This window comes from Pseudomonas sp. FP453 (genome assembly GCF_030687495.1).
Taxonomy (GTDB): Bacteria; Pseudomonadota; Gammaproteobacteria; order Pseudomonadales; family Pseudomonadaceae; genus Aquipseudomonas.
In genome coordinates this window covers 2,244,294-2,259,594 of the sequence record NZ_CP117435.1, presented here as the reverse complement: position 1 = coordinate 2,259,594, position 15,301 = coordinate 2,244,294, and the positions used below count along the sequence as shown (strand labels likewise).

The following is a 15,301-nucleotide window of genomic DNA, read 5'->3' as shown; positions in this document are numbered from 1 at the left end:
CGCTCTCCCTTACTTGATGTACCAGCCCCACGGCTGGTCGCTGTCGTAGCGGGTGATCTGCTTGGTTTCCAGGTAGTTGTTCAGGCCCCACTCCCCCAACTCCCGGCCGATGCCGCTTTGTTTGTAGCCGCCCCACGGCGCTTCGGTAAAGGTCGGTTGAGAGCAATTGACCCAAACAATGCCGGCGCGCAGACGACGTGCCACGCGTTCCGCTCGCACCAAATCCTTGGACATCACTGCCGCCGCCAGGCCAAAGCGCGAATCGTTGGCGCTCTTCAGCGCTTCGGCTTCATCGTCGAATGGGCGCACGCAGACCACCGGGCCAAAGATCTCTTCATTCCAGATCCAGCTGTTGACGGGCACATCGGCGAAAATCGCCGGGGTCAGGAAGTAGCCGATGTTGCAGTCGGCAGGCCGCGTGCCACCGTACAGCAGCGTGGCGCCCTCCTCCTGGCCACGCGCGACGGCTTGCAGAATCTTGTCGTACTGCGTGCTGTTGACCAGCGGCCCGAGCAACACGCCCTCCTTCATGCCGTGGCCGATGCTGAGTGTGCGCGTCTCTTCCACCAGGCGTTTCAACAGCGGCTCATACAGCCCGCGCTGGACCAGCACGCGTGAGGTGGCGGAGCACACCTCGCCCTGGTTCCAGAAGATCCCGAACATGATCCACTCGACGGCGGCTTCGATGTCGCTGTCGTCGAAAATGATGAAGGGGGATTTGCCGCCTAATTCCAGGCTGATGTTTTTGATGTCGCGGGCCGCGGCTTGCATGATTTTCGCGCCGGTCGGCACGCTGCCGGTGAACGCCAGTTTATCGATGCCCGGATGCTCGCTCAGCGGCGCACCCGCATCCGGCCCCAATCCCGTGACCACGTTCAACACCCCGGCCGGCAAGCCCGCTTCATGGGCGATGTTCGCCAGTTCCAGCGCAGTCAACGGCGTCAGTTCAGACGGTTTGAGCACCATGCAGCAACCAGCGGCTAGCGCCGGCGCGACCTTCCAGGCCGCCATCAGCATCGGGAAGTTCCAGGGGATGATCGCCCCAGCCACGCCCATCGGCTCTTTGCGTGCGATGCAACTGAAGCGCTCATCGGCAAGCGGTACGGTCTGCTCCTGCCGGGTATCAAGCCCTTCGGCAAGGTCGGCGTAAAAATCAAAGCAGCCAGCGGTGTCGCCGATATCCCATTGGGCTTCGGGAAACGGTTTGCCGTTGTCCTGCACTTCGAGCGCCGCCAGTGTGTCCAGGCGCTCGCGGATACCGGCGGCGATGCGCCGCAATACCACGGCCCGTTGCGCGCCAGTGGTCTGTGGCCACGGTCCTTCGTCAAACGCTTTGCGTGCCGCTTTTACGGCCAGGTCGATATCGGCGGCGGTGGCGGCAGCAACCTGCGCCAGCAGCGTTTCATTACTCGGGTCGATGGTCGGGAACGTGCCGCCCAAGACAGGCTTTACCCAGTGACCGTCGATGTACAGATGCTCGTAGGACTTCATAAGGAACCTCAGGTAAACGCAAAGCGTCGGGCGCTGAATGGCGTCAGGTCTTGTGCGGGTGGGCGCTCGGCGACCAGGTCGGCAATCAGGCGCCCGGTGGTGGCGCCCAGTGTCAGGCCAAGCTGACCGTGGCCAAAGGCGAGGAAGACATTGCTCAGCCGCGCACTGCGGTCGATCACCGGCTTGGTGTCGGGCAGAAAGGGGCGGTACCCAATGCCGTATTCAACGTCGTCGAGTTGCAATTGCGGAAGAATCTTGCGGGCCTTTTCCAGAATGATGTCGGCCCGCTTGAAATTCGGCTCGGCATCCGGCCCGGAGAACTCGATGGTGCCGCCGATCTGCAAGCCACGGGTCATCGGTGCAAAACAGAAGCCGCCGTCGGCATAGATCACCGAGTGACGCACCTCTACACCCGAATGGGGCAACAGCACCTGGTAGCCGGCGATGCCCGCCAGCGGGACTGAACCGCCGATCTGCGAAAAAAACTGGCGTGAGCCTGTGCCCGCCGCGATCACCACGTGGTCAGCCGGGTAACGCTCACCGCTGACCAGGGTCACGCCACTGGCGCGGTCAGCATTTTCGTCGATGGCCCGGACCTGCCCGCGCACGCGCACGCCGCCCTGGTCGATAAAGCTTTGCGTGAGCGCAGCGATGAACCCTTGGGTATCGCTGACCGCACGCCAATCCGGAAACAACAGGCCGTGGCTGAACTTACCTGCCAGGGCCGGCTCCAGGTCCGCAATCGCCGCACGGTCCAGTACTTCGGACTTGAAACCCAGGGATCGACGCAGCTCCATATGCGGACCTTCCTGGGCCAACCCTTCGGCGGTATCAAACACTTCAATGATCGGCCGCTCGCCCATCAGGGTTTTATCGGCACAACGCGCCAGCAGTGGCGCGTAGTCTTCATAGACATGGTGCGTCAAGGTCGCCATTTCATTGGCGATATCAACGATGCGCGAATGCCGGGCACAGGCCACAAAGCGCAGAAACCACGGCAGTATCCCGGGCAGTGCGCTGGGACGCAGCGCCAGCGGGCCCTTCTGATCCACTAGCCAGCCCGGGATCTTTTTCAGAATGCCCGGCTTGGACAACGGAATGACCTCACTGACCGCCATCTGCCCGCAGCTCCATTTGGCGGTGCTGTCACCCGGCGCTTGTGGGTCGATCAGTGTGACCCGATGACCTTCGCGTTGCAGATACAAGGCACAGCACACCCCGACGATGCCGCCGCCGATAACGACAGCCGATTGGCCGCTGGTGGGCAATTGCGTGTTGATCATAAAGCCCCTCGATTCGCGCAGAACCTGCGTGTATGAATCCGCATCGGCACTGGGCACCGATGCGGGTCGATATCAGCCCTGGAGCTTGTCGAATTCGCGACGGAATTCGGACTTTTCCTCAGGGGTCAGCGGCAGCAACGGCATGCGTGCCACGCCCACATTGAAGCCAGCCAGCTCACAACCATACTTGACCTTCTGGATGAACTTGCCACTTTCCAGGTTATTCATCAGCGGGAACAGCGAGCGCACGATCTGCTGGGCCCCTGCGAGTTGGCCACTGACGTAGTGTTCATAGAACGCCACGATTTGCGGCGCAAGGAAGTTTGCCGGCGCGCAGATCCAGCTGGTCGCGCCCCACAGGAAAAAGTCCAGGGCCTGGTCATCCGAGCCGCACGAGAGCTGGATCTTGCCCTTGTAGCGTTCATCAATCTCGATGGCCCGCAACAGATTGCCTGCGCTCTCTTTGATGGCGATGACGCGTTCGTGGTCCTTGAGCGCATCCATGACGCTGTAGCCCACCTCCACGTTGGTGCGAATCGGGTAGTTGTACAGCACGATGTTCACATCGGGCACCGCATCGAGGATGGCGTTGTAGTGACCAATCAATTCATCCTGGGTCGGGATGGCGTAGTACGGAGGCGCGATCAGCAAATTGCTGTAGCCGGTGTCGCGCGCCTGTTTGACTTGTTCGATCACTTCGCGGGTACACGAACCATTGGCGCCGGCGATCAGCATGACGCGACCATTGGCGACTTCGCGCACGGTGGCCATGACCTGGCGGCGCTCTTCATTGGTCAGCGCATAGTATTCGCCGGTCGAGCCCAATGGGACCAGGCCGCCAACGCCCTGCTTGATCTGGTACTCGACCAGGGAGGCCAGCACGTCGTAGTCGACCGCGCCGTTTTTATCGAAGGGGGTAACCAGGGCCGGCATGATGCCGTTGAGTTGTTGCATGAGTGCGTCTCCAGTGTGTGGGTCAGTAGGCGTAGCGTTTGAGCATCCGGGTTTCGACGACCCCGACCAGCCGGGTCAGGGGGAACGCCACCAGGAAATAGATCACCGCCACCGCCGATAAAAACTCCACCGGGCGTGCGGTACTGTTGGAAATGTTTTGCCCGACGAACATCAGGTCGGCGATGCCCACGGATGAAATCAGCGCGCTCTCCTTGAACAGGCTGACGACGTTGGAAAGCAGCGGCGGTATGGCCCGCAGCAGTGCCTGCGGGAAAATCACGTAGAACACCTTGTTCCACTTGGCCACGCCGAGGGCGGTGCAGGCGTCGTGCTGTTCGCTGGGGATGGATTTGAGTGCGCCGCGGAAGGTCTCGCTGGTAATGGCGGTCATGTAGAGGGTCAACGCCAGCAACACAGAGACGTAAGGCGGCACATCAAGGCCAAATACCACCGGCAGGCAGAAGAAAATCCAGAACAACTGGATCAACAACGGCGTGCCGCGAAACAGCTCGACGTACAGCCCGGTCGGGATGCTGATAAAGCGGTTTTTCGACAGGCGCAGCAGGCTCAGCAAAAAGCCGAAAACACTTCCCAGCAGCGCACAACCCACGGTGAATGCCAGCGTCAGCGCAAGCCCCTTGGCCAGAACCTGCCAGTAAGAAAACACCACCATAAAATCCAGATGCATGACGATCTCCTCAGCGCGCGAGCGCGGCGTCCTGACGGCGTTCGAGCCACTGCACGCACTGCGCAATGGGCAGGGACAATGCGAAGTAGATCAAGGCAATCAACGAGTAGGTTTCCAGTGGCCGGTAAGCCTCGGTGGCGATGCTCTTACCCACGTACATCAGGTCGGCGACGGCCACGATGGCGACCAGCGCACTCTGTTGCAGGATGGAAATGCCATTGGTCATCAGCACCGGCAAGGCCGTGCGCAACGCCTGGGGCAAGATCACGTAGAGCGTGCGTTGCCACGGCCGCAGGCCGAGCGCGACACAGGCATCCAGATGCTCCCTCGGCACCGCCTGCACACCGGCCCGATACGCTTCGGCGTTGAACGCGGTGAGGTTCAGGCCGAGGGCAAGCACACCCATGGTGATGGGGTCGATAAACACGTTGAACAGCATCGGCACGCAGTAAAAAAACCACACGATCTGCAACAGCGCCGGGGTGCACCGGAAGAACTCGACAAACAGCTGCGCGGGCCAACGGATGAAAAACCAGCGGCTGAGCGTCAGCAGGCACAGGCCAAACCCCAGTACCAAACCAACCACGTTGGAGATCAGCGCAAGCTGCAAGGTGACCTTCAGGCCATCCCACAGCGCGCCCCAATTGCCGGTCAGAAAGTGAAAATCGAATTCATAATTCATGGCGGCGTGCCTCACTCCAGGTGCAGGACTTTTTCCAGGAACTCGCGGGTACGCGGCTCCCTGGGCTTAGTGAAGATCTGCTCCGGCGGGCCCTGCTCGACCACTTTGCCCTGGGCGCAGAACACCACGCGGGTGGCGATGCTGCGGGCAAAATGCATGTCGTGCGTCACGATGATCATGGCCATTTTTTCTTCGGCCAATTGCATCATCACGCCTTGCACTTCGGTGACCATTTCCGGGTCGAGGGCCGAGGTCACCTCATCGAACAGCATCAGCTTGGGTTCCAGCATCAAGGCGCGAGCGATCGCCACGCGCTGCTTTTGCCCGCCGGATAACTGGCTCGGGTACACATTGAGCTTGCTCTCCAGGCCCAGCCGCGCCAGAAACACCCGCGCTTTTTCCGTGGCCTGAGCCTTGGAAAGACCATGCACTTTCATCGGCGCCAGAATCAGGTTGCCCAGCACCGACAAATGCGGGAACAAGGTGTAGTGCTGGAACACCATGCCCACCTGGGCTTGCAACGTCGCATCCAAGGGTTTGCCGGCGCCACGGCCGCAGCCGTCGATGTAGGGTTTGCCCTGAAAGGCGATGGTGCCGCCCTGAATGCTTTCCAGGCCCATCATCACCCGCAGCAACGAACTCTTGCCGCTACCGCTCGGACCAATGATCACCAGCCGGTCATCCGGACGCATGTCGAGGTTCAGGTGGTCCATCACCACCAGGCCTTCGCCGTAGGACTTGTAGACGTCTCGCAACTGGATGAAATCGCCCTTGGCCGAATCAAGGGTGAGCGAATCCTGTGGCTGGGCAGCCACCAAATAAGGCGCGGTCATAGCAGGTCTCCAGGAGAGCGCCTGTTGCCAGCCGCTCTCGGGAAAATCAAAACATCACTGAGGGGTTTTATCGCCGGCGTTGGCGAGCGCAGAAGCCTTGTCCACCAGCGAGGAAATCTCCCCGGTTTCTCGACGTTGCGTGAGGTAGATGTTCAAGACTTGCAGGTCTGAAGGTGCCGCATTGCGTGGCAAGCCAAAGGCGACGCCCTGTTTCGCCAGTGCCGGTACGGGCAGGATTTCCTTGGTCCAATCCGGGTTGGCGATGGCGAAGAGGTGGTTGGTGTCATTGGCATCGACCAGTATATCGGCGCGCTTGGACATCACCGCCAGACGGGTTTCATCCATACCCGGCAGGCGCATGATCGTGGCGTTTTTCACCACGCTGGAGATGGCTTTGTCAGCCGCCGTGCCCGACATCACGGCGATGGAAACACCGGGTTTGTCATAGTCGCTGATGGCATTGCCAGCACTGGCAAATTTGGGATTGTCTTTGTTGGTCAACAGCGAGATCTGGTAGTCGGTCGCCGGCACCGAGAAGGTCACCGCCATGGCGCGTTCCGGCGTTTGGTTGAGTGCCATGGCCAGGTCCCACTTGCCGCCTTGCAGGCCAGCCACCAGGTTGTCCCAGTTGGTGTCGACGAATTCGACTTTGACCTTCAGCACCTTCTCGCCGAAGTCCCGGCACAAGTCGACAAAGTAGCCGCTGTACTCGCCCGAGCGCGCATCGCGCATCACATAGGGCGCCGCCACAGCTGCCCCGCAACGCAGTACACCGGCCTTTTGGATGCCTTGCCACAACGTGGGATCAGCGGCTTGTGCGGGCGCTTGCGCCAGCAGCGCGCCGAGTACAGCGACGCCTGCGAGCAGCTTGCGCAGGGGGGAAGAATGGAGCTGTTTCATGTTGACCTCACCGATATTTAGTTTTTTTTGGGCAGAAAGGTACAAGCGTTGAAGCTGCATACGCTGTCATGTATGCAGCGCTGTATGCAGATTAGATCTGTACGATTTGATGTGTCAATCGTTCGTAGGAATTTTTATTTTCAGGTGGAGGACGTTTCAGGGATTTGCCCGCGTGCCGCTTCGCGATCCGTCAGATTTGTGCCATTTTGTGCAAAATTGGTGATGGTCAGCCCTATGACACTGCAACAGCTCAACTACTTTCTTGCCGCCATCGAGCACGGCACATTCTCCAAGGCCGCCGAAAGCCTGCATATTTCCCAGCCGTCGCTGTCGGAGCAGATCCTGCGGCTGGAGGAACATCTGGGCACACACGTGTTCATCCGCACCAACCGCCGATTGATGCTGACCGAAGCCGGCAGACGGCTGCAGCCGTTTGCGCAAGGCATGGTGACTTCGGCTCGCCAGGGGTATGAAGCCGTGCAGGCGGTGCGCGAACTGTCTGGCGGGGTTGCCAGTTTCGGTACCTTCGGCACCGCGCATCACTACTTCCTCACCGACTTGATCGAAGAGTTCCGCACCCTGCACCCGGATATGCGCATCAAGATCGTCGGCTACAACTCCTCGGAGATCGCCGAACTGGTCAGCCAGGGGGAGATCGAAGCGGGGCTGGTGATGCTGCCCATCAAGCAGCAGAACCTGACGGTGAGCGAGCCCGTGTGGTCGGCCCAGGTCGGCTATATCAGTGCTGACCCCGAGCGCCTCAAGGGGCCGAAAACCATCAATGACCTGGCGGTGGCGCCGCTGATTCTTACCGAAGCGCGCTGGCGCTCAGCCGACCCGATCCGCCGCCTGCTGGCGCAACTGGCAGCCAAAGGTGGCGAAGTGTTGGACCCGATCATTGAGGTCGAACACCAGATCACCGGCTTCGAATTGGCGGCGCGCGGCTTGGGCGATGTGATCGCGACCCGGCCGATCCTGCACCACCTGGGCTTCAATGATCGCCTGGGCTGGGCGCCTATCACCCCAGCGATTTTCGAAGTATTTGGCTTCATCCATCGCCACGACACGCCCATCTCGCCGCCCACCCGCGTGCTGCTCAACCTGATGCGCACGCACTTGAGTCGCATCCAAAGCCGCTACGCGCACCTGGAGTCGTTTTAGCTATAGGCGATGCCTATAGGAAGCACATGACTTGCCCCATTCATCCGCTTGGTCCTTGACCGGATACTCATTCCACGGACGCCAACAATAGGCGCTTCCAACGTTTGAGTAATGGGGAGTCATAATGTCCAATCAACCACGCTACTGCATCATCGGTGCCGGCGCCGCAGGCCTTGCTGCCTTGAAGACCCTGACTGACGCCGGTTTCCAGGTGGACTGTTTCGAAAAGTCCGCGCACATCGGCGGCCACTGGAACACCGACTACGATGCGCTGCACTTGATCACACCCAAGAGCAGTTCGTTTTTCGATGGGTTCCCCATGCCCGCCGACTACCCCGTGTACCCAAGCCGCGATCAGATCAAGACCTACATGAACGCGTACACCGACCAGTTTGGCCTGCGCGAAAAGATCACCTTCAACACCGCTGTCAGCAGCATCAAGCCCCTGGGCGACAACGGTGAAGCCGGCTGGGATGTGACCCTGGCCGATGGCACCAGCAAGCGCTATGCCGGGGTGTTGGTCGCGAACGGGCACTTGTGGGATTGCAAAGTGCCTGAAGTCGGCAAGCGCTTTACCGGCGTGTCGATCCACTCCGGTGAATACCGAAACGTGCAGCAGATCAAAGGCAAAGTGCTGGTGGTCGGCTTCGGCAACTCCGGGTGCGACCTGGCGGTGGATGCCGCCCAGGCGCGCCTGGACACCACCATCGCCATCCGCCGGGGCCAGTTGTTCCAGCCCAAGACCGTGTTCGGCCTGCCTCGCGGCGAGTTGCCGTTGCTCGGCCAACTGGCGCCGGAACAACAGAACATGATCATGAACATGCTGATCATGGCCAGTGTCGGCACCCACAAGAACTACCCCGGCCTGCCCGCGCCGGAAACCTATGACCTGGACGCCCAGCCGCCGGTGGTCAACACCCTGCTGCTGTACTGGATCCAGCACGGCCGTATCAAAGTGGCGCCGGGCATCGAAACCATCGAGGGCAAGACCGTCACATTCACCGATGGCAGCCAGGCCGACTACGACACCATCCTGTGGGCCACCGGTTTCAATACACGCCTGCCGTTCCTCGACGAAAGCCTGCTGCAATGGCGTGATGGCGCACCACTGCGCACCGCCGCCATGACCCTGCCGACCAACCTTGAAGGCCTGTTCTACATCGGCCTGGGCGCGCCGCGTGGCCCGCAATGGCCGGTGTACTGCGAACAGACCAAGCTGGTGATGCGCTTCCTCAAACTGCGCGCCGCCGGGATGAAAGGCCTCGCCGCCAAGTTCGCCCAATTGCAAACCGCCGACTCGCGCATCGACATCGTCAAACGGGAATGGCTGGCCAACTACCAGGAAACCCAGAGCCAACTCGACGTTCTCGAACTGGCCCTGCCTACCCCTGCCCCACAACCTCAACTCGCCTGATCGGAACCCTAATTATGAGCACTGCACCGAACGCCAGCGTCATCATCACAGGCACCTCCTCCGGCATGGGCCAGGCCGTCGCACAACGCTTTCAGGATGAAGGCTGGCACGTGGTCGCCGTCGATGTGACGCCGAGCAAGCAGCCTGCAAGCGCCCTGTTCTCGCCCGTGGTCGGCGACATCACCCGCGAAGACAGCCTGACCGACGCCATTGACGCGGCCCTCGACGGCAAGGCACCGCTCAAGGCGGTAATCAACGCGGCAGGGATCTTCCCCACCTCGTCCCTGGAAAGCTTCAGCGAAGCGCTGTACCGCAAGATTTTCGACATCAACGTGCTTGGCTCGCTGAACATTGCGCGGATCGGCAGCCGCCATCTCAAGGCCGCAGGCGGTGGCGCGATTGTATTTTTCGCCTCGGTGGATGCGTTTACCGTGTCCAAGAACCAGTTGCTGTACAGCGCTTCGAAGGCCGCCGTGGTGGCGATGACGCGCTCGCTGGCCATTGAGCTGGCGGATGACAACATCGTGGTCAACGCCCTCGCCCCAGGCTGGGTCGACACCGAAGGCACCCGCGCGGGTGGCCGCATTGAAGCGGCGGTGGCGTCGATTCCACTCAAGCGTGCGGCACGGGTTGAAGAGATCGCTGATTGGGTCTGGCAACTGAGCGCCAAACCGGGCTATGTCACCGGTGAATCGCTGTGCATCGCCGGTGGTGTATTTATGCGCTGATTCGCTGTATCGCAGGCCCCACGCGTTAGACGTGGGCCTGACTCCCTATTGACTGCTGCCTCACTACAATTATTCCAGAGGGCAATATCATGGGCGAAGTTTACGCTTCCTCGATTTCACCTGATTATTCCGCCGAGCGTGCGCCGGCCCAACCTGCTCGCAAACGCCTGACCAAAGCTGTGGTCGGCGTGACGCTGGGCAACATGGTCGAATGGTTCGACTTTGCACTGTACTCCTCCCTTGCCGGCATCATTGGCAAGACGTTTTTCCACGACGACAACCCCACCACGCAATTGCTGGCGATCTACGCCACCTTCGCCGCAGGCTTTCTGATCCGCCCCCTGGGCAGCCTGGTGTTCGGGCCGATTGGCGACAAATACGGGCGGCGTACCGCGTTGTCGTTAAGCATCAGCCTGATGGCCATCGCCACGTTTGCCATTGCATTGATCCCCAGCCATGCCAGCATCGGCGTGGCCGCGCCCATCCTGCTGATTCTGATGCGTCTGCTGCAAGGCCTCTCCACCGGTGGCGAATATGGCGGTTCCTGCACCTTTATCGCCGAACACTCGCCCGACAAACGCCGCAGTTTTTTCACCAGTTGGCTGGAGTTCGGCAATATCTCCGGGTTTTTGCTCGGCGGTGCGGTGGTCAGCCTGTTTACCCTCGGCTTGGGTGATGAAGTCATGCAGGACTGGGGCTGGCGCGTGCCCTTCGCAATCGGTGGATTGCTCGGTTTGATCGCGCTGTACCTGCGCCTGGGCCTGGAAGAAACCCCAGTGTTCAAGGAAATCCAGGCCAGCGAAAAACTGCACAAAGCCAACACCCCCAAACAAAGCCTGTTCAGCCTGCTGGTCAATGAGTGGCCAAAGATCCTGCAATGCATGGGCCTGGTGACGGTGTTCAATGTCACCTACTACATCATCCTCGGCTACATCCCCGGCTACCTGGAAAACGTGCTGGGCTACAGCAAATCGTTCGCCATGTCCCTGGGCATGACCGCCACCCTGTTCATGCTGGTGCTGATCCCCGTGTCCGGCCTGCTCGCCGACCGCTTGGGGCGTAATCGCATGATCATCAGTGGCTGCGTGCTGCTGATCGTGATGGCGTTCCCCTGCTTTATGTTGCTGCACACCGGCAACGCAGCATTCCTGCTGGCGGCGTTGTTGATCCTGACGCTGTCCCAGCTGTTCTTCGAAGGCGCCATGCCGGCGACCATGACGTCGCTGTTCTCCGCCCGCGTACGCTTCAGCGCCCTGGCCCTGAGCTACAACATCGCCGTGTCGCTGTTCGGCGGCACGGCGCCCTTGATCAACACCTGGCTGATTTCTGCCACCGGCAACCAGATGATCCCGGCCTGGTACCTGATTGCCGGCGCCGTGATCGGCCTGGTGTCGATCCTGTTCGTCAAAGATTCCACCGGCCAACCCCTCCCAAAATGAGAACCACCATGACCAGCAAAACCGCACCTCGCCAAAACATCTCCTCCGGCGGCCAGTACGAATCCGTGTTCGGTTATTCCCGCGCCGTGCGCGTCGGCAACCACCTGCATATTTCCGGCACCTGCGCCTCGCCCGACTACGAGCACAGCAATGCCTACGAGCAGGCCCAGGCCATCCTGGTGACCGTGAACAAGGTGCTGGCCGAAGCCGGCATGAGCGCCGCAGACGTGGTTCGCACCGTGGTCTACCTGCGTGACATCAACGATGCAACGCCGGTGGCCAAGGCCCACAGCGAAGTGTTCGATGCGATTCGCCCGGCCAGCAGCCTGATCCAAGTGGATTCGATGCTGCGCCCTTGGCAGAAAGTTGAAATCGAAACCTACGCGATCGTCGCCGAGTAAACCGCTCGGTTAAGCCAAGGGGCCGCGCATCTGTCGCGGCCTTTTTTATGCGCCGCGTTTCTGCCGGAAAACCTTCGGCGAGATCGCCGCATGGCGTTTGAAAAACCGGGTGAAATACGCAGGATCGTCAAAGCCCAACTCATCAGCCACCTGGCTGATGGTCAAGGTGGTGTAGATCAGCAAGCGGCGGGCTTCGAGCATCAAGCGGTTATGCAGGATATGCAGCGCACTGCTGCCCGTCAGGCGTTGGCACACCTGGTTCAGGTAGGTGCCGGTAATGCCCAATTCATTGGCCAGGACTTCGATGGCCACGTGTTGCTTAAAGCATTGCTCGACGCGTTTCTGGAAGCGCTGCAAGTGGTGCAAGCCTTTGCTGTCCACGCGCGGCGGTGCTCCGCCGCTATCCGACAAGCGCCCGATCTGTACCGCCAGCACTTGCACCACGCCTTGCAGCGCAGCATCGCGGCCCATGGCGGAGCCGGTGTACTCGTTATGCAGCAAGCTGAACAAGGCATCGAGCACGCCGACCTGGGGATGATCGGCAAGCCGATAGTGCTGGCCCCGGGCAAATGCCTCGCCGGGGGCGATGAGTTCATCGAGAAAGGTCTTCTGGATGGCGACCGAATAACCGTCCGCTCCGGGCTCCAAGTCAAAACCATGGATCGCCATCACCGGCACCACAATCAAGGCTGGCCCGCTCAAGGCATGCCGGGCGGCCTCCAGTTGCACCTCAAGCGTACCGCTGCGCAGGTACACAAAGTGCACCAAGTCAGCGTGTCGATGATTGGGAATATGCCAGTCCAGACGGCCGCTGCGCTCGCAGATCAATTCACTGTGCAGCGGCTCTGGCGAGGCCCACGGCAGTATCTCACCGTAGAGTTTGAAGGTCGGCACCGTGCGCTGTAACGCATCGGGCAATGCCCTCATAACAGGCCCAGGGCCCTGCGTGCCTGGGCGATGGAAGCCGCATCGATGCCAGCGAACAGGTTCGCCGTACTCTTCACCACACCGGTGCACTGGGCAATGCCCACCATGGCTTCCAGGTATTTGAGGGCCACGGTGGAAGAGTCCACCACCGGCACTTGAGTGCCCGTGACCTGGCGGTAGCCGATGCGCCGCAGCAACGGCCCGTAATAGGCACAGCCCACCAGGATCACGTCCGCACCCTCGGCAATGCACTGCTGCGCCACGGCTTCCAGGCGTGGGATAAAGCTCGTCTGCGGCGAGTGAGTCGCTTCCAGCAATAACTCCAGGCTGGAAAACGGTTTTATCGAACGAACCGGCTGACGAATACAGCGCTCACTCAGGCCATACCCGACGATGTCGCGCTCGATGGCCACGGCGGTTTTATCCGACACGGTGATCACCGCAAAGCGCTGGCCCATGGCGAGCGCGGCCAACATCGATTGTTCGCCCACCGAAGCCACCGGAATGTCGAGCATTTCTCGCGCCTCCCATAACGGGTCATTCCAGCAGCCGAGAAACACACCGTCGTAGCCGTCGGCCTGGGCCTGGATGGCCGCTTCCACCATCAGCACCGAATTCAGGTGCTCGGCGTAGAGCGAACGGGTGAAGCCGCCGCTGTTATCGAGGAAACGGAAGTCCAGTTGCACACCCGGCGCCACGGCCGCGCCCACACTCTGGTGAATGGTGTTCCACAACGATTCAAGGGCCGCGTTGCGGCCCGTGGGGTGTATCCAGCAGAGTTTCATCGCGCGTCTTCCTGTAGACAAAAAAAACCGGCAGCCCTGGCCGCCGGTAAATGAGGAAACAGCTTCAGGGCATCGGTTTACCGGTGCGGTCTTCGGTCATCAGAATCGCGATCAGCCCCACCACGGCGGCGCCGATCAGGTAGTAAGCCGGGATCATGGTGTTGCCGGTCTGGCCGATCAGCCAGGTATTGACCAGCGGCGCTGTGCCGCCGAACAACGACACCGACAGGTTGTAGCTCAGGGCCAAGGCACTGAAACGCACCGGTGCCTTGAACAGCGACACCAGCGTGGCGCCCATCGCGCCTTCAAACAGTAACTGCGCAACCAGCAGACCGAGCACCGCGACATACACCAGCACCACGTTGTGGGTTTGCAGCATCGTGAAAGCGGGGATCGAAAATACAATCAGCAGGATGCAACCCAGCGCGATCAAGCGCTTGCGCCCTACCCGATCAGCCAGCAAACCGGAGAACGGCACCAACAGCAGCATGCTCAATGTGCCGACCATCCCCAGCACGCTGCCGAAGCTGGCGGAGTAGCCCAGTTCATTCGTCAGGTAGCCGGGGATGTAGCCCAACACTACGTAGTAACAAACGTTGTAGATCGCCACCAGGCCCATGCTCTTGATCAGGTTGGGCCACTCGTCCACCAGCATCGACAGCAGGCTGCGTTTGTTGGCCACCTGTTTGCGTTCGTTCTCTTGCAGCTCTTTGAAGATCGGGGTTTCTTCGAGGTTCAGGCGCAGGTACAGGGCGATCATGCCGAGCAGGCCACCGATCACAAACGGCACGCGCCAGCCCCAGGCACGCATGGTGTCTTCACCAAGGGCGAGCATCAAGGCGCTGACCACTACGCCGCCGAGCAGGAAGCCCGAAAGGATGCCGACCTCCAACCAACTGGTGAGGAAGCTGCGGCTTTTATCCGGCGCATGTTCGGCGATGAAAATCACCGAACCACCGTATTCGCCCCCGGTCGACAAGCCCTGGAGCATGCGCATCGCCACCAACAGAATGGGGGCCGCTATACCGATGCTTTCGTAAGAAGGAATCAACGCAATGCAGAAGGTTGCCACCGCCATCAGCGCGATGCTCAGGGTGAGCGCCGTACGGCGCCCATAGCGGTCGCCAATAGGCCCGAAGACCAGGCTGCCCAACGGCCGCATCAGGAACCCGGCGGCGAAGGTGGCGTAGATGGCGATCAGCTGTGTGGTGCGGCTTTCGCTGTGGAAGAAGATGTCGCCGATCAGGACCGCCATCGACGAATACAGCGCGAAGTCAAACCACTCCACCATATTGCCCAGCGTCACGCCGAGCACGGCTTTACTCAAGGGTTTGCTGGTGGACTTGGCTGTCTGTTGCGCATGGGGGTCATTACCCGCCTGCCCGTCGATCAGGCCGGGGGCTGCTGTCGATGTACCGTTCATGGTGCACGCCTCTGAAATTATTGTAGTTCGTGGCAGAGTGGTGGACGGGTCGATCACTCAGGGTTGGACACGGCAGGATCGAGTCTTGGCTGCAATCTTCTGCGAGGTGTCCGGCCCATGGGTACGGAGTGATCAGGAGCCCGTGGCGCATTGTTGCGCCCTTTTTGCGAGCGGATGAACAGGGCGAATCCA

General features: G+C 60.6%; 15 protein-coding genes. 5 read left to right on the top strand and 10 right to left on the bottom strand.

Going from position 1 to position 15,301, the window contains the following annotated elements:
- Positions 1-9: 9 nt before the first annotated feature.
- The 7 genes from PSH87_RS10425 to PSH87_RS10395 all read right to left on the bottom strand — a co-directional run bounded on the left by PSH87_RS10425 (position 10) and on the right by PSH87_RS10395 (position 6,831).
- Positions 10-1,491, bottom strand: coding sequence for an aldehyde dehydrogenase family protein (locus tag PSH87_RS10425; RefSeq protein ID WP_305433450.1), 1,482 nt, complete (start codon positions 1,489-1,491; stop codon positions 10-12).
- Between the two features lie 8 nt (positions 1,492-1,499).
- Positions 1,500-2,774, bottom strand: coding sequence for an FAD-binding oxidoreductase (locus PSH87_RS10420; RefSeq protein WP_305433449.1), 1,275 nt, complete (start codon positions 2,772-2,774; stop codon positions 1,500-1,502).
- Positions 2,775-2,846: 72 nt separating this feature from the next.
- On the bottom strand, positions 2,847-3,728 hold the full coding sequence (dapA, locus tag PSH87_RS10415; protein ID WP_305433447.1) for a 4-hydroxy-tetrahydrodipicolinate synthase: 882 nt from the start codon (positions 3,726-3,728) through the stop codon (positions 2,847-2,849).
- A 22-nt stretch (positions 3,729-3,750) separates the two neighbouring features.
- Positions 3,751-4,416, bottom strand: a complete 666-nt coding sequence (locus PSH87_RS10410) for an amino acid ABC transporter permease (protein ID WP_305433445.1) — start codon at positions 4,414-4,416, stop codon at positions 3,751-3,753.
- 10 nt (positions 4,417-4,426) lie between these two features.
- Positions 4,427-5,098 (bottom strand): amino acid ABC transporter permease, encoded by a 672-nt coding sequence (locus PSH87_RS10405; RefSeq protein ID WP_057432510.1) that lies wholly within the window; start codon positions 5,096-5,098, stop codon positions 4,427-4,429.
- A gap of 11 nt (positions 5,099-5,109) precedes the next feature.
- A complete protein-coding gene (locus PSH87_RS10400) occupies positions 5,110-5,931 on the bottom strand; it encodes an amino acid ABC transporter ATP-binding protein (protein WP_305433442.1) in 822 nt (273 codons plus the stop codon).
- A gap of 54 nt (positions 5,932-5,985) precedes the next feature.
- Complete coding sequence (locus PSH87_RS10395; RefSeq protein WP_305433441.1) at positions 5,986-6,831, bottom strand: transporter substrate-binding domain-containing protein; 846 nt, start codon at positions 6,829-6,831, stop codon at positions 5,986-5,988.
- A gap of 234 nt (positions 6,832-7,065) precedes the next feature.
- On the opposite strand from PSH87_RS10395, the gene PSH87_RS10390 reads away from it, so the two are divergent.
- From PSH87_RS10390 to PSH87_RS10370, 5 genes are all read left to right on the top strand, one after another.
- Positions 7,066-7,992, top strand: a complete 927-nt coding sequence (locus tag PSH87_RS10390; protein WP_057432512.1) for a LysR family transcriptional regulator — start codon at positions 7,066-7,068, stop codon at positions 7,990-7,992.
- Positions 7,993-8,116: 124 nt separating this feature from the next.
- Positions 8,117-9,406 (top strand): NAD(P)/FAD-dependent oxidoreductase, encoded by a 1,290-nt coding sequence (locus PSH87_RS10385; protein WP_305433439.1) that lies wholly within the window; start codon positions 8,117-8,119, stop codon positions 9,404-9,406.
- A gap of 14 nt (positions 9,407-9,420) precedes the next feature.
- Positions 9,421-10,134 carry an SDR family NAD(P)-dependent oxidoreductase gene (locus PSH87_RS10380; protein WP_087694423.1) on the top strand — a complete coding sequence of 238 codons (714 nt, stop codon included), beginning with the start codon at positions 9,421-9,423 and terminating at the stop codon, positions 10,132-10,134.
- An 89-nt stretch (positions 10,135-10,223) separates the two neighbouring features.
- The gene (locus tag PSH87_RS10375; protein ID WP_257780633.1) at positions 10,224-11,573 is read left to right on the top strand and encodes an MFS transporter; all 1,350 of its coding nucleotides are present in this window, start codon (positions 10,224-10,226) and stop codon (positions 11,571-11,573) included.
- A gap of 8 nt (positions 11,574-11,581) precedes the next feature.
- Positions 11,582-11,974, top strand: coding sequence for a Rid family hydrolase (locus PSH87_RS10370; RefSeq protein ID WP_057432519.1), 393 nt, complete (start codon positions 11,582-11,584; stop codon positions 11,972-11,974).
- A 45-nt stretch (positions 11,975-12,019) separates the two neighbouring features.
- Here PSH87_RS10370 and PSH87_RS10365 read toward each other — a convergent pair whose 3' ends face one another.
- The 3 genes from PSH87_RS10365 to PSH87_RS10355 all read right to left on the bottom strand — a co-directional run bounded on the left by PSH87_RS10365 (position 12,020) and on the right by PSH87_RS10355 (position 15,109).
- The gene (locus tag PSH87_RS10365) at positions 12,020-12,901 is read right to left on the bottom strand and encodes a helix-turn-helix domain-containing protein (protein ID WP_305433434.1); all 882 of its coding nucleotides are present in this window, start codon (positions 12,899-12,901) and stop codon (positions 12,020-12,022) included.
- Positions 12,898-13,686: an aspartate/glutamate racemase family protein gene (locus PSH87_RS10360; protein ID WP_305433433.1), complete on the bottom strand. Its 789-nt coding sequence runs from the start codon at positions 13,684-13,686 to the stop codon at positions 12,898-12,900. The genes PSH87_RS10365 and PSH87_RS10360 overlap by 4 nt, the downstream gene beginning before the upstream one ends.
- Positions 13,687-13,750: 64 nt before the next feature.
- Positions 13,751-15,109, bottom strand: coding sequence for an MFS transporter (locus PSH87_RS10355; RefSeq protein WP_305433432.1), 1,359 nt, complete (start codon positions 15,107-15,109; stop codon positions 13,751-13,753).
- Positions 15,110-15,301 lie beyond the last annotated feature (192 nt).